Consider the following 14,078-nt stretch of genomic DNA (forward strand, 5'->3'; position numbering starts at 1 on the left):
CCACACTAGAGGGTCTTTAGATACTCGATCAGCTGGTATCTCTCCTCTTGACTCAGTGCTCTGCCGATTCGACCTTTGATCTGATCATCCGTGAACAGATGACCGGTGTTATGATTCCCGAGTTCATGGGTATTCAAGTAGAACAAACCACCCTCGTATTCCGGAATGAAATCTTCAGGCGTTTCTCCAGAGCCAACACTGTAGCTGTCCTCGAAACCCACGGCATCCGAATCCTGCAGAATCCCAACATTCTTGGGATCGAACACCTGGCTTCCCAACTGTACGAACTGAGGACGATCCTTCAAAGGGGAAAGCAAATCGAACAAAGTTGGTACTGAGCCATTATGCAGATATGGCGCTGTTGCCCAGATACCATTCAGTGGCCGGGCCTTGTAGCCTTGGCCAACCTGTAGGCAATTGGGCCGTTTCCCCTCCATTTGGGATCTAGATGAAACCGGAATATAATTTTGATCGAACCACTGCTGATTGGTGCGATTCACTAATGCTCCCAGGGCCAAACCGAAGTTAGATGTTGCACTATCGTCAAGGTTGACGAACTTCAAGGCTTGTTCCCCTTGATCGCTGCCAGTACTCACCAGGGTGCAGACCTGAGTGTCTAGGTCCACGTTCGTTGTGTCGACAGTGCGTTCTGCCAGAACGATGGACTGAGCGACATCTGTACCAATCGTGTTTACCGGAATGATGTTCACGTGCAGATACTTTGCAGGGGTCTCTTTAGCGCTCTGGTACTGGTCAACATACTTGATGGGACGCCAGTACTGATCAGTCCAGAAATCGCTCTCTGGCGTGATTGCCGGCAGATGACACTGCTGACAGAGCTCCCGATACAGTGCCTTCCCCTTGGAGGCTTTAGTCATGTCGACTGCTGGCAGTGCTTCTGGCCACTCGGGAGCGGGGAGCCCGTTGAAGCGATTGTTCTCCAGAGGGTCTGATCCTGCCAGCCAGGATTCTATTCCGACCAGATTGTGGTAGTTGATGGATGAAGCGAAACGCTGGGCTTTAGGCCCTTTTGTGTCGACATAGGCCTCGACACCTAAAGCCTCACCGGCATTTCTGATCAGTGGCTGCATGATGGAGCCATCATACTGAACCCAGTTGAACCAGGATGTCGTCCAGATGTGGGGATAATTCACTGGTGCATCAATCGGCGTATAGTTGCCAGCAACATCTGTATCATGACTGAAAACCTGATTTCCGATCCGGTTCAGGGCATCGAGGCGAGTGAAGCCTTCAGTGACATCGATGATATCCGAGTCTTTTGCAAGGGCTGCAACCATAGCCTCCAGCTCCTCTCTGAGCTTGTTGCGGCTGGCTGTATTCATATTGCTGCCAAGCACCCTTCTGGCAAAGCGATTAAAGCGGCCATCAAGTACTGAGAATTTCCCTGACAATGCAGTCTGACCGATAGCGGCACCCAGCGTGCGGGTCACCAGGCCAAGGTCAATCATGGCTGGACCACCATTCACGATATAGCGCTTGTCCTCATGAATGAATTGCCCTGTGTGGCAGGCGGCACAGGTAAATCCGGCAGCGGCTGCCTTGCGGTCAATGCCCTCAAAGCGAATGCTGGGAGTCTTGGCGATACCGACAGGCAGGCCATCAGGATTCCACTCAGACTTCTGCGAGCGAATAAAACCCATGTGGAGTATGTACTCCTCCATAAATGGCTCTTCTGATCCAAAGAACACCAACCAGGGGTTGCTTTTCGGCGCTTCGAGGGCAATCAGCCAGTCATATGGAATCGGCAGAGTGGCAGTACCTTGAGATGCATGGTGAAACCAGCTCGAGTCCTTGCCATTCCAGACAGTGTTGTTCAGCTCGACAGGCTGGCCCAGATCAACGTAAGCCGGTAGTTCTGGGGGGGTCAAAGCGTACTTCAGACTGTCAATCGCGGATTTGATCTGCAGGCTGATGTATGTGCCGGCAATCACTAGAACAAGGGTGGTCAGCCAGGACCACTTGGATTTTGCAACACGTTTGAGTCGCGATTGTAGTATTTGTGAAGAAATCATTGTATTTCCTTGATTTATAGTTATTTTTCCATAATGGGATGTTGCTGAATGCAGCAACGCCTTAAGGAAACTCCGAACAAGCCAGCGCCACCCCGGCAATGGCCCAACTAACCCGCCATCCACCGACCAAAACCAGGTGGTACCTCCAGAAACCTGGGCCTTGCCCTGATTTCTGCCTTTTACAGGCGCATCTCCCCTGCCTCGGCCAGCAGATGCCGTCAGGCCATCCACAGGTTTGACAGGGCTAACAGCGTTATCAGTTGCGCCGTATTCTTGGCCAGACCACGGAAGCGCACCTTGACGTAGCCGAACTGCCGCTTGATCACTAGGAACTGGTGCTCGACCTTGGCGCGTGCCTGAGCCTTGGCCTTCTCGATCTTGCGGATCGCCTTGTACAAGGCGCTGCGCTTGCCATGTTTCCTGTAGGTGCTGCGCCGGGCCGCAATTTGCCAGATGACTTGACTGGACTTGCCCCTATCAAACCGGACACCGACACCCCGTTAAGTTGATGTCGCAGTCATCCGCCTGAACTCCCGAGGCGAGCGGTAGTTCAAGGCGCTGTGCGGATGCTCCTCGTTGTAATGCATGAAGGCAATCTCCAGATTGCGTAGCGCCGTCAGGCGATCCGGCTTGGGCATGTGGGCGATGTAGTCGCGCTTCATCGTTTTCACGAAGCTTTCCGCCATGCCGTTGCTCTGAGGGCTGCAGACCGGTGTGGTCAGCGGCAGCAAGCCAATCTCCCAGGCGAAGGCCCGGGTCTGCTCGGCGGTGTAAGCCGAACCGTTGTCGCTCAACCATTGGATCGGTGCGGGCGGCAACGTCTGGCCGAAGCGCCTCTCGACGGCCTCGAGCATGGCATCGCGAACATCGTCACCACGGTAGCGGTGAGGGCTGGTCACCCAACTGATGGCCTCCCGGTCGCAGCCATCCAGGGCGAAGGTTATGCGCAGGCGATCGCCATCGTCGCAGTGAAATTCGAAGCCATCCGAGCCCCAGCGGGTGTTGCTCGTCTTGACCGCCACACGACCGTCATGGCGACGCGCGATGCCAGGCCGCTTGCGGCGCCGCTCCAGCAGCAACCCGTGATCACGCAGCACCCGGTACACCCGCTTCGCGTTGACGGCCGGCTGAGCCTGTTGCTCGGCCTGTCGACGCCGAAGCGTCCACACTCGGCGGTAGCCGTAACTGGGCAAGTTGGAAACCGTGCCCCTGATCCAATCCGCCAATGCCGCATCGTCGAGCGTCTGTTGGGAACGAGGTCTCCGTTCCTCAAGAGCCTGGTTGATTCGAGCCGTCAGTTGCGAGCGCGACACACCGAGACTTCGTCTGACCCGCTTCACTGGTCGTCCCCCGGCAACCAGGGTGAGTGCGCAATCCATTTTCGCGAGCGGGCCGCCTCGACAGCTTTCTTGAGGATTTCCGCCTCCATCGTCTTCTTGCCCAGCAGCCGTTGCAACTCGCGGATCTGCTTCAAGGCATCGGCCAGCTCCGAGGCGGGTACCACGGCCTCGCCGGCACTGACCGCCGACAGGCTGTCGTCCTGGTAGAGCTTGCGCCAATGGAACAGCTGGTTGGGGTTGATGCCGTTGCGCCGGGCCACCACCGAGACGCTTTGTCCCGGCTCCAGGCTCTCGCGCACCATGGCATGGCGAGCTTCTCCTCGACGCTCCAGCGGCGACGCCGCTCCTGGCCGAGCACTTCGATGTATCTGTCTTTGCTGGTAGTCATAAACACGACCGTTTGCCTATCCCTTATGGTAAGGGGGAAACGGTGTTCAGTGTTTCTGAGGACTCATCCACAGACAACCTGTTCAGACTGTGCGACACCGATCAACTCGAAGTCCGCCACCGGTGCGGCAAAGAGGAAATCCTCGGTAGAAAGATCGCCATGGTCGCCATCTAGGACAATCTCGAAACGCCGTCCTTCCGCATCTGTCTCGAAGCTCTTTAGATAGGTGCGCTCGCCGCTCACTTGCACGGCCAGGGTGCCGTTGTAGCCGTTGCCCAGACCACTGAAGCCAAGCGCCGAGAGATCGATGCGATCCGTGCTGCTCTCGAAATCACGGATCCGGTCAGCGAAGCCCTCGCTGGCGGTACGGTAGCTGTCCTCGAGGCCCGCAAAGCGAAACAGATCAGCACCGCTGCCGCCGCTCAGAACATCGCGCCCGGCGCCGCCGACCAAGCTATCGCCTCCGGCACTGCCATCCAGGCGATCGTCGCCGGTGCCGCCGTGCAGGTAGTCGTCGCCGTCCGCGCCGCGGAGGATTTCCGTCGCCGCGGTACCAATTAACAGGTCGTCGACCGCATTGCCTTTAAGAGTCACGGCGGTGAAGAGCACATTGTCGTTGTCGAGCCGGCCAGTGAGATCGCCGTCCAGGGTAAGTTCGAAACGCTGTCCTTCGGTGTCTGCCTCGAAGCTTTTGAGATAGGTGCGCTCGGCGCTCACCTGCACGGCCAGGGTGCCGTTGTAGCCGTTGCCCAAGCCGGTGAAGCCGAGCGCCGAGAGATCGATGCGATCCTCGTCGGGGTCGAAGTCGCGGATTCGGTCGGCGAAGCTCTCGCTATCAGTGCGGTAGCTGTCCTCGCGGCTGGCGATGCGGAATACATCGGCGCCGCTGCCGCCGATCAGCAGGTCACGTCCGGAGCCGCCATCGAGCAGGTCGTCGCCGCCGGCGCCGTGCAGGCGGTCGTCACCGCCCGCGCCGTCAAGGATCTCCGCCAGCCGCGTGCCGCTCAGGTGCTCGCCGACCGTGCTGCCCTCAAGGAACTGCGGCGCGAAAATCAGTTGACCGCCGTCGAGTTGGCCGCCGAAGTCGCCGTCCAGGGTTACCTCGAAACGCCTTCCTTCGGTATCCGCCTCGAAGCTTTTGAGGTAGGTGCGCTCGCCGCTCACCTGCACGGCCAGGGTGCCGTTGTAGCCGTCGCCCAGGCCGGTGAAGCCAAGCGCTGAGAGATCGATGCGATCTTCGTCGGGGTCGAAGTCATGAAGCCGGTCGGCGAAGCCTTCGCTGGCAGTACGGTAGCTGTCTGCGCGATTCGAGAAACGGAACAGGTCAGCGCCGTCGCCGCCGGTCAAACTGTCGCGCCCGGCACCACCGTCGAGGATGTCGTCGCCGCCAAGAAAGGCAGCATTGCCCCGCCGTTCAGAATGTCATCGCCACCCTTGCCGAGGAGCAGTTCGTCGATGTCGGCGTGACGGCGGCCGATCAGCTCGTCGTTGCCGTCGCCACCCTCGACGAGAACGATGCCATCGTCCAGGTCGCCGAAGTTCGTGTCACGACTGCCGTCGGCGTTCATACGGATCACGCCGAAATCCCACTCCCCCGAGGGCTCATCATCTTCCAGGGTGCTCGATTCGGCGGTGAAGTGCCCTTCGGCCAGGAGGATCTTGCCGTCGGACTGGACGGCGAGCCTGGAATAGCGCTCGTCGCTGGAGGGGGAGGTGAGAAAGCCGTCGTTACCGAAGCCGGTGTCGAGGCTGCCATCGGCGTTCAGCCGGGTTATGGTGTTCTGGTACTCATAGCTGCCGCCGCCGAATAGCAGGATCTTGCCATCGGGCTGTACCATGGCATCGCTCCTCGCATCGAAGACCCCCACGGGATCGACGATGGCCCTGCCCTGGTCGCCGAAACCGCTGTCGAGACTGCCATCGGCATTCAGGCGGATCACGCCGAAGCTGTAGTCGTCGTAGTAGCTGTTGTGGGTAAGGTAATGCTCGTAGTAGCCAGTGCCCGCGACCAGAATCCTGCCGTCGGCTTGCAGGAACAGACCGTAGCTCTTGTCGTCGCTCGCGTGGGTCATGCCGAGATCGACGACCACCTTGCCGAGGTCACCGAACCCGGTATCGAGGCTACCGTCGGCATTCAGCCGCATCACGCTGAAGTCCCAGCCGCCAGTGGCAGGGTTGTAGCTGGAGCCCGACACCAGGATCTTGCCGTCGGGCTGCACGACGAGGCTGTCGACTTGGTCCTCGCCGCCGGCGATATCGACGATAATTCTGCCGAGGTCGCCGAAACCGCTGTCGAGGCTGCCATCGACATTCAGCCGGATCACGCCGAAATCGCCGTCGCCGGAGCCGGCCAGCAGGATCTTGCCGTCGGGCTGCACGACCACGACACGGGCGAGGCCTCCGCCGTCGAAATTGACGCTGGCCTTGCCGCCCTCGCCGAAGCTGGTGTCGAGGCTGCCGTCGGTGTTCAGGCGGCTCACCGCGAAGTCATGATCGGCGCTGAACCCGGCCACCAGGATACGGCCGTCAGCTTGCAGGGACAGGCTGCTGCCCCAGTCGCTGGAGACCTTGCCGAGGTCGCCGAAATCGGTGTCGAGGGTGCCGTCGGCGTTCAGCCGGATGACGGTCTCGGAACCGTAGAAGCTGCGGCCCAGCAGCAAGACCTTGCCGTCGGGCTGCACGAGCATGTCCTCGATGTTCCGGTCGTTGTCGTTGGGGCTGTAGGCACTCTTGTTGTCCACGAGCACCTTGCCGGTGGCCGCGCGGGGCGTGGAGGGCGTTACGTTACTGCTTAGTGTCGATATAACCATTCAACAATCCTTGTTTGGCTTGATGTTTTGCAGAAACCCCATGTGGGATGCCTTGGTGGGTACCAATTGCAAACTCGCAGCAGCCTTTCAAGACAGCTGCTCCGCTCGCCACTTTCCTGCTCAGAAGGGTTCTTACTAGGGGGGTGAACTCAAGCAGATCTGTGACCGTTTTGATTTGAGCAAAGTGCCCAACCTTGTAGCGTAAATTTTAACCCGGCCAGCTGTTTCCTTACTCCGCTAGCCTTGGATCTCACCAACGTCTACTTGCGCGAAGTGGTCAGTAGCCCTGCTCTACCTCGAACCCCACCACACTTCGACTCTTGTGGCTGAACTCCACGCCGATCAGGTGAATCGGCGCGTGGTACTTCTCGGCATAACCGCGCTCGCGGATCTGCTGCAGTGCCTTGCCTTCGGGCACCAGCTCCACCACCTTGAACTCGAACAAGTAGACTTGGCCTATTCCAGCAATTGAGCAAAACTGCCGCGCATCCTACGCATGAACGCTTCGGCGTCATGCGCTAGGGCCTGTTACCACTACTCTCCGCGAGCCGCGTTGCTGCGCCAAATGGCGCCAGGCGAGGCGCGGGACGCAGGGAATGGCATTCCCTTGCCAAGTCCCGCAACGACGCATGGCGCCATTTGCCGCGCAACCCACAGGGACGGGCCTGTTTTTGCGCAGTGCGTCGTTGCTCGTCGTTCATTTGGAATGACCAAACTTCTCTCCTCGCACCTAACTCCGCGCAAAAACAGGCTCCGTCGCGACCGCGCGGAGTAGTGTTAACAGGCCCTAGAGCATTTTTACCTTATCCCGATTCATATCCGGCTGCCTCGAAGTAGTGCCTGCAGTCCTGCGCCGAGAACTGCCCGATTGCCTCGCCAATGCTCTGCCACAGCTCCGGCACGGTCCGCGCCGCCGCCTTTCGCAGCAGCGCCTTGAGCTTGGAGAAGGCCATCTCGATCGGGTTCAGGCCGGGGCTATAGGGAGGCAGGTAGCGCAGTGTGGCTCCTGCGCCTTCAATGGCCTGGCGTACCCCCGCGACCTTGTGGGCCGGCAGGTTGTCCATCACCACGATATCGCCGGGCGTCAGCTCGGGAACCAGGACCTGCCCGACATAGGCCAGGAAGGCCGGGCCGTTCATGGCGCCGTCGAGCACCAGCGGAGCAGTTAGCCCGCCCACGCGCAGGCCGGCGGTAAAGGTCGTGGTTTTCCAGTGACCGTGAGGGACCGCGGCCAGGCAGCGCTCGCCGCGAGGGGCCCAGCCTCGCAGGCGGGCCAGGTTCGTCGCGGCGGCGGTTTCGTCGACGAAGATCAGATCAGCTTGCGCCAGTCGAAACCGGGTTGTTCCTCGAACCACTCCTGTCGGGCTGCCTGGACATCCGGCCGCTGCTGCTCGGCCGCATGCGCGGTCTTTTTTTGAACGTCATGCCGTGCCGGTCGAGAAACGTCCATACCGTCGCCAGGCTGACCCGAATATCAGGGCGGGCGCTTCGAGATTCGCCGCTTCCTCTACATGGCAACCGTGACTCGGAAGACGGTTACTCAGTCCCTGCAGGTGGGCCATCAGACCATAGTCCGTGACAAACAGCTTGGACGACATCTGGAGTCTCTTGCCGAGATTGGAGGACCAAGCGGATCAGAAACAGACTCTCCTGCATGATAATACCATCCCTATACTACCCAACCAACTTCCCACCTAAAGCAGCTTCCTCCCCTCCTTCTCCCCACAACTCAAGAAAAAAGAAGAAGAAAGGAGAGAAAGAAGCAAGAAAAAAGCTGGCCAAGCAGGAAGAACAGCCAAACGGGTCAGGCGTGAGGGGGCATGCTAAGATTGAATATGTAGGGATGGTATTATCAGCTAAGGAGCCCCTCCATGTACAAAGAGATCCAGAGCACATTTGCCCGACTGCGCGGCGCACTGCACGACTTCAACCTCATCTGGCCCGACCACGTTGTCTCAGGTATGGTCTGGCGGCTCCCCTTGCTCACAGAACAGCGGACCCCCGATACCATCCAGGTCGAACGCCTGGTTGGGCAAGAAGCCGTGGCAGCGACACAAATGGCACTGGTTGAATTCGAGCGCGACCTCGGCCAGGCACCTGGTACCGTCATACGCCTGCCAGGCTACTTCGTAGTCAGCGAATCGGTCTTGGAAAAGGTCCGCCAAATCAACGCGCTCAAGGATGAAGTGGCTGCAGCCATCGAGAAACTGCGCCTCGAGCTCAATCTCGTGCCGGCCGCCCGCCCCCGTCTCATGCGCCGAGCACTGGGTGCCAAGTTCAACACCAAGCAGCTGCTGCGCCACATCCAGTGCTTCGAAGGAGCCCCGCGGCTGATCACCTTCACCTGGGCAGGCCACACCACCGCCACCGGCAGGGTCTCCACCGCCAAGGTGCGCGAAACACTTCAGGCAAGTGCCGAAGCTAGAGCCGGTCGCGAAGGTCTGCAGATCGAAGAAACCCCAGAATTCCTAGAGTTGCGCACTCTGGTGAACATGGCCGACTCTGAAGTACTTACAGAGCGAAAGTCGGTAGCGCCCCATCCGCGTGCCATGCTGTGGTTCACCGACAGCTCACGCTATGACGCGATGATCCACGCCAACCTGCCAATGTTCGTCATGGCTGGAGAAAATACTTTCGAGATGAGGGAATTGAAAAACTTCGATCGTAATGCGCGTCAAGCCAAGCGACCTGATGAAAAGCGCCGGATAGAGGTTTTACCCAACCGGGATCTCTTCCTATCCAGTCGTCGGCGAGAAACCGAGGAAATTTCACCCAATAAGGTCGAGGAAGCGAATGTCGCCTCAACCTATCGGAACACCGAATACTGACCGCCTCCCCTCCAGGCAAACCAGCTTGGCAACCACGCTTCTTGACTGCTCCCCTCCCTGAAGGAAGGGGATTCCCAATTCACCGAGAACAGGACACGGATACTTGACCCATGCCGCTTACGTTCTCTCCAAGGGCTAACACCGCCAGCCCGGCGGCTTTCACGTTGATCGCGGCGTTCACGTCGCGGTCATGCTCGGTTGCGCATTCCGGGCAGCTCCAGCGGCGAACATCCAGCGGCAGGCGCCCGAGGGTATGCCCGCAGCAGGAGCAGCGCTTCGAGCTGGGATACCAGCGGTCGATCTGGACGATCTGCCGACCGGCCCACCCGCCCTTGTATTCCAGCTGGCGAACAAACTCGCCCCAGCCGGCATCGGCAATGGCCTTGCCCAGTTTCGGATTGCGGATCATGTTCTTCACGGCAAGGGTTTCGGCGCAGACCACTTGGTTCTCGTTGATCAGTCTGCGGGACAGCTTGTGCAAGCCGTCCGCTCGGCAATCGGAAATTTTCGCATGAATACGGGCCACTTTCCGTCGGGCCCTGGCGCGGTTCTTCGAGCCGGGCTGCTTCCTCCCCAGCCGGCGTTGGGCCAGGGCCAGACGGGAGGCGTATTTCGCGCTGTGGCGGGGATTGCCGAATCGTTCGCCCTTGCTGGTGACGAACAGGTCTTTCAGCCCCAGGTCGATGCCGAGCGAACAGGTGCGGGCCAAGTCAGGGCTCAACCGAGCGATTCTGGACCAGAGCTGATTTGAGTTCCGCCGCCAGCTGGATTACAAGCTGGCGTGGAGCAGTGGCCATCTGGTGGCGGTGCCGCCGCGGAACACCAGTCGCACCTGTCCAGCCTGCGGGCATGTATCGGCGGAGAACCGCCGCACGCAGGAGCGATTCGCCTGCGTCGAGTGCGGCTTCGAGGAAAACGCCGATCTGGTCGGCGCCATCAATGTGCTAAGGGCGGGACACGCCCGGTTAGCCTGTAAAGTGAGCGGTGCAGCAAGGCCGCCAGCAGCAGGAACCCACCGAGGTGAGTCAGCCCTGTCGGGCTGAACACGGTAGGAATCCCCTTCCTTTCCGCCCTTGGGCGGCGAGCGTCAGCGAGAGGAAGGGGAGGATGTCAACGTTTCCAGGAACGCGGCCAGCTGTTCACTGAACACTTCCATGTTCACATTCTTTTCGCAGCGAAATTCCATTTTGCGCCCGTCAATTTTCATCGTCCCGAGCCCGGTGAATGATTTCGATACGACTCTCGACAGATCCGGATTACCCTGCTGCTCGGAAATTTTTTTGCTGATCCAGCGTAGAGCCTGCACCTGGCTGAGGCCCTCGTCGCACATCGCGATGATCGCCTCCAGCAGCAGTTCAGGATGAGTTTTTCCAAACTCAATGAACTCTTTGGCCTTCAGGCCGCCGATCAAGCCAGGATTCTTGTCCAGAATCTTGCGTACCTCCTCTGGCAACTCCATCAGAAGCAGGCAACGACTGACAATGGAAACATTCACACCCAACCGCCTGGCCAAGGCTCGCTGACTGGACTCATCACCAGAGGACAGAATATGGCGTAGCTGCGGCCACGCTCATATTCAGTAAGTGGCTCCTGTCCCTCGTTATCCGTGAGGGCCAGAATTTTCGCCATGGCATCGCTCATTGGACGAACGTAAGCCATTACCGTTTTGAGCCCCACAAGCTTGTGGGCTCGCCAACGCCGTTCTCCACCGATCAGCTCATACTCACTCGATCCGATGGGGCGAACAATCAAAGGTTTGATCAGACCTATGGATTGGATCGAGTTGGCCAGCTCCTCAATGGCAGCCTCATTGAATGTCAGACGTGGCTGGTAGGGGGAGGTCTTGATCGCCTCGACAGGGAGCTCTACCAAAGTCGTTTGTGAGTCATTTTTGGCTACGAGCTCTACAGCAGCCTCAGCAGGGCCATCATCTTCTTTGCTCATGGCAAGCATTTGAGCTCTTGATACCTGTTCCGTCGGTTGCGGTGCAGTTGCTGGCATCCTTAGCCCCACCATTCCTGCCGTTCTTTTACGGCCTGGATAGTCGTCAGATCTCACTCCAAATTCTCCATGTTCAGCTGTTGCTTGAAGCAACAGGTCACTCGGGGGTAAGGGTGTTGCTTCAAGCAACACCCCGGCAGGGCTAACACTGTTGCTTCAAGCAACACCCCGGCAGGGCCAACACTGTTGCTTCAAGCAACACCCCGGCAGGGCTAACACTGTTGCTTCAAGCAACACCCCGGCAGGGCTAACACTGTTGCTTCAAGCAACACCCCGGCAGGGCTAACACTGTTGCTTCAAGCAACACCCCGGCAGGGCTAACACTGTTGCTTCAAGCAACACCCCGGCAGGGCTAACACTGTTGCTTCAAGCAACACCCCGGCAGGGCTAACACTGTTGCTTCAAGCAACACCCCGGCAGGGCTAACACTGTTGCTTCAAGCAACACCCCGGCAGGGCTAACACTGTTGCTTCAAGCAACACCCCGGCAGGGCTAACACTGTTGCTTCAAGCAACACCTTGAACGGTCCCAGGATCAGGCTATCGCTCGCATACGCTCGAGAATCTCACCGAAGACAGTCCTGGCTGATTCGAATGTTTTGGATGTCGCTCCTTTCCAGAGAAGCAATGGAACCCCCTGGTCCAGGGCTTTACCGTAATCCTCGGAAAAGTAGAGCCTTTCGTCCGTAACCCGATCAGGGAAGAGCTCATTGAGAAGCACTAGGTTCTCAAGAAGGCGCCTACGGTTTTTGATAAACATTGTCGGCAAAGCCGCAAGCGCAGGAGAGCGCTTATAGTCCTGCGCAAAGCGAACCACCCAATCGTGTAATCGCATCAACGCACGGAAGGAAAACTTATCCATACGAATAGGACACAGCAGAAGGTCGCAGGCAGCGACGGAGTTCTTGGTTAACCTGGATGCAGCAGGCGCATTGTCAAAGATGATGACGTCGTAAATGGAAAGATCACAGTCAGGCAGTCCTCCCGTGTTGCCAGCCTCAATCCATTGCGCATACCAGAAGTCGCTATTGTTCGCGGCATCTAGGGCAACGCCAAGATCGTCCAAGTAACCATCGGATGGAATGAGGTGAACACCGTTCTCACCAAAGGGCTTTTTAATTACCTCATTGAGGGTCTTGCCTGGGAATGGGCGCATTCGAAGCAGAGGGCTAACAAGGTTACCGAGATGACCATCGACAAGGCGGTCAGCAGGAATTCCCATGGCTTTCAGGTCTGTTTCACTCAAATCTGGATCATAGCCAAGCATGCACGACGAGTCGCCTTGGGGATCATTATCGATAATGAGGGTTTTCAGGCCGGCCAACTGAAGATAAATGGCAAAGTTGACTGCCGTAGTGGTTTTCCCAGTACCTCCTTTCTGAACAAAGGTGGAAACCACGATCTGCCTCTGCAAGCCTTTGGCATACCCCTTTGCCCGGCGCAGGGCCGCGATTGTGAAAATGTCATCGAGCGTATAGGCCCTGGCCGTGGCGGTGCCACGAGGTATCCGACGAATCTCGATTCCATTTTCTTCTTCAATGTCTTTTAACCTTCGGGTCGTCAGGCCAAAGCATTCGGCCGCGAACTGAGGCGGATAGAGAAGAGAATTGAAGTCTACAAAGTTGGCACTTTCTTCCGGCAATTCACTCTGAACGTTCATGTCAATCTCGGCCATGGGTGGGTATGGCAAAGATGATAATAGGGTTATTCATTTTTTAAAGTGAAAATTCAGGTTGTGATACATTTTTCTTCAAAATTCCTGAATTCTCCAGATATGTCCGGGTGAGGCTTGAGCTGTTGCCACGGATCCAGATCCTCAACTCCATCAAGCACTTCTCGCTGCCGAGTAGCACGCTTGGATTGGCAGCAGCGCTTCCAACGCTATAGCGTCTACAGTTTTTTGACTTGGCAAGGTAGAGATCGAGCTGGTACCCGGAAAAGGCAAAGGACGAAAGTGCCTAAAGAAGGGATAGAGATTTCCGGTCGCACAGATGGTGGCCCCCAGCCTCAGAGGATAGAAATTTCCGGTCACCTGAAGGGCGGCATCCAGTCTTCCAAAGGGTAGAAATTTCTAGTTCCTGGGAGGGCGGCATTCACCTTTCCAAAGGGATAGAGATTTCCGATCACCAGGAGGGCGGTATCCAGTCCCTCAAAGGATAGAAATTTCCGGTTCCTGGGAGGGCGGCATTCATCTTTCCAAAGGGATAGAGATTTCCGGTCACCAGGAGGGCGGTATCCAGTCCCTCAAAGGATAGAAATTTCCGGTTCCTGGGAGGGCGGCATTCACCTTTCCAAAGGGATAGAGATTTCCGGTCACCAGGAGGGCGGTATCCAGTGCCTCAAAGGATAGAAATTTCCGGTTCCTGGGAGGGCGGCATTCACCTTTCCAAAGGGATAGAGATTTCCGGTCACCAGGAGGGCGGTATCCAGTCCCTTAAAGGATAGAAATTTCCGGTCACCAGGATGAAGCATCACCTCCCAAAGGATAGAGATTTCCGGCCTGCACTTCTTCTCTCCAACGGCTAGGCAAGTCAAAAGCGGGGAAATCTTTGAGGCTTTTAAGCCCTTGTGAAGCTAAAGGTTGTGATTTTTAAAGCTTTTAAAGCTTTTAAAGCTTTTCGGAGGGCTGAAAGCCACGGCTGATGCGGTCTCCAGAGGCCCAAAGGATAGAGTTTTCCG

At 57.7% G+C, this 14,078-nt stretch carries 5 protein-coding genes and 7 pseudogenes; 2 read left to right on the forward strand and 10 right to left on the reverse strand.

Annotated features, from left to right (window positions below):
- Positions 1 to 5 precede the first annotated feature (5 nt).
- The 6 genes and pseudogenes from Atro_RS22510 to Atro_RS22535 all read right to left on the reverse strand — a co-directional run.
- Entirely contained in the window at positions 6 to 2,033 is a 2,028-nt protein-coding gene (locus Atro_RS22510; protein ID WP_497927955.1) for a di-heme-cytochrome C peroxidase, read from the reverse strand.
- A 218-nt stretch (positions 2,034 to 2,251) separates the two neighbouring features.
- Positions 2,252 to 2,494, reverse strand: a pseudogene (locus Atro_RS22515) (transposase); the annotation flags it as partial.
- Between the two features lie 39 nt (positions 2,495 to 2,533).
- Positions 2,534 to 3,737 (reverse strand): annotated as a pseudogene (locus Atro_RS22520) (IS3 family transposase).
- A gap of 87 nt (positions 3,738 to 3,824) precedes the next feature.
- A pseudogene (locus Atro_RS22525) lies at positions 3,825 to 6,571 on the reverse strand (M10 family metallopeptidase C-terminal domain-containing protein).
- A gap of 277 nt (positions 6,572 to 6,848) precedes the next feature.
- A pseudogene (locus Atro_RS22530) lies at positions 6,849 to 7,028 on the reverse strand (PD-(D/E)XK nuclease domain-containing protein); the annotation flags it as partial.
- Positions 7,029 to 7,374: 346 nt separating this feature from the next.
- Positions 7,375 to 8,059: pseudogene (locus tag Atro_RS22535) on the reverse strand (IS630 family transposase); the annotation flags it as partial.
- Between the two features lie 383 nt (positions 8,060 to 8,442).
- Here Atro_RS22535 and Atro_RS22540 point away from each other — a divergent pair.
- Positions 8,443 to 9,399, forward strand: coding sequence for a DNA replication terminus site-binding protein (locus Atro_RS22540; RefSeq protein ID WP_497927956.1), 957 nt, complete (start codon positions 8,443 to 8,445; stop codon positions 9,397 to 9,399).
- 79 nt (positions 9,400 to 9,478) lie between these two features.
- Here the strand turns inward: Atro_RS22540 and Atro_RS22545 are convergent.
- Positions 9,479 to 10,090 (reverse strand): annotated as a pseudogene (locus Atro_RS22545) (RNA-guided endonuclease TnpB family protein); the annotation flags it as partial.
- Here Atro_RS22545 and Atro_RS22550 point away from each other — a divergent pair.
- Positions 10,083 to 10,442, forward strand: a pseudogene (locus Atro_RS22550) (RNA-guided endonuclease InsQ/TnpB family protein); the annotation flags it as partial. The pseudogenes Atro_RS22545 and Atro_RS22550 sit on opposite strands and share 8 nt — an antisense overlap.
- A 44-nt stretch (positions 10,443 to 10,486) precedes the next feature.
- Here Atro_RS22550 and Atro_RS22555 read toward each other — a convergent pair.
- The 3 genes from Atro_RS22555 to Atro_RS22565 all read right to left on the reverse strand — a co-directional run bounded on the left by Atro_RS22555 (position 10,487) and on the right by Atro_RS22565 (position 13,059).
- Positions 10,487 to 10,894 carry a hypothetical protein gene (locus tag Atro_RS22555; protein WP_497927957.1) on the reverse strand — a complete coding sequence of 136 codons (408 nt, stop codon included), beginning with the start codon at positions 10,892 to 10,894 and terminating at the stop codon, positions 10,487 to 10,489.
- Complete coding sequence (locus Atro_RS22560; protein ID WP_497927958.1) at positions 10,891 to 11,352, reverse strand: ParB/RepB/Spo0J family partition protein; 462 nt, start codon at positions 11,350 to 11,352, stop codon at positions 10,891 to 10,893. Before Atro_RS22560 ends, Atro_RS22555 begins: the two co-directional genes overlap by 4 nt.
- A gap of 582 nt (positions 11,353 to 11,934) precedes the next feature.
- Positions 11,935 to 13,059, reverse strand: coding sequence for a ParA family protein (locus Atro_RS22565; RefSeq protein ID WP_497927959.1), 1,125 nt, complete (start codon positions 13,057 to 13,059; stop codon positions 11,935 to 11,937).
- Positions 13,060 to 14,078 lie beyond the last annotated feature (1,019 nt).

The sequence above is a fragment of the Azotobacter tropicalis genome (assembly GCF_059739045.1).

What these genes read in the sequence shown, in the direction of transcription:
- Atro_RS22510 (WP_497927955.1), bottom strand. Translation starts at nt 2,033, where the DNA reads ATGATTTCTTCACAAATACTACAATCGCGACTCAAACGTGTTGCAAAA.
- Atro_RS22540 (WP_497927956.1), top strand. Translation starts at nt 8,443, where the DNA reads ATGTACAAAGAGATCCAGAGCACATTTGCCCGACTGCGCGGCGCACTG.
- Atro_RS22560 (WP_497927958.1), bottom strand. Translation starts at nt 11,352, where the DNA reads ATGCTTGCCATGAGCAAAGAAGATGATGGCCCTGCTGAGGCTGCTGTA.
- Atro_RS22565 (WP_497927959.1), bottom strand. Translation starts at nt 13,059, where the DNA reads ATGAACGTTCAGAGTGAATTGCCGGAAGAAAGTGCCAACTTTGTAGAC.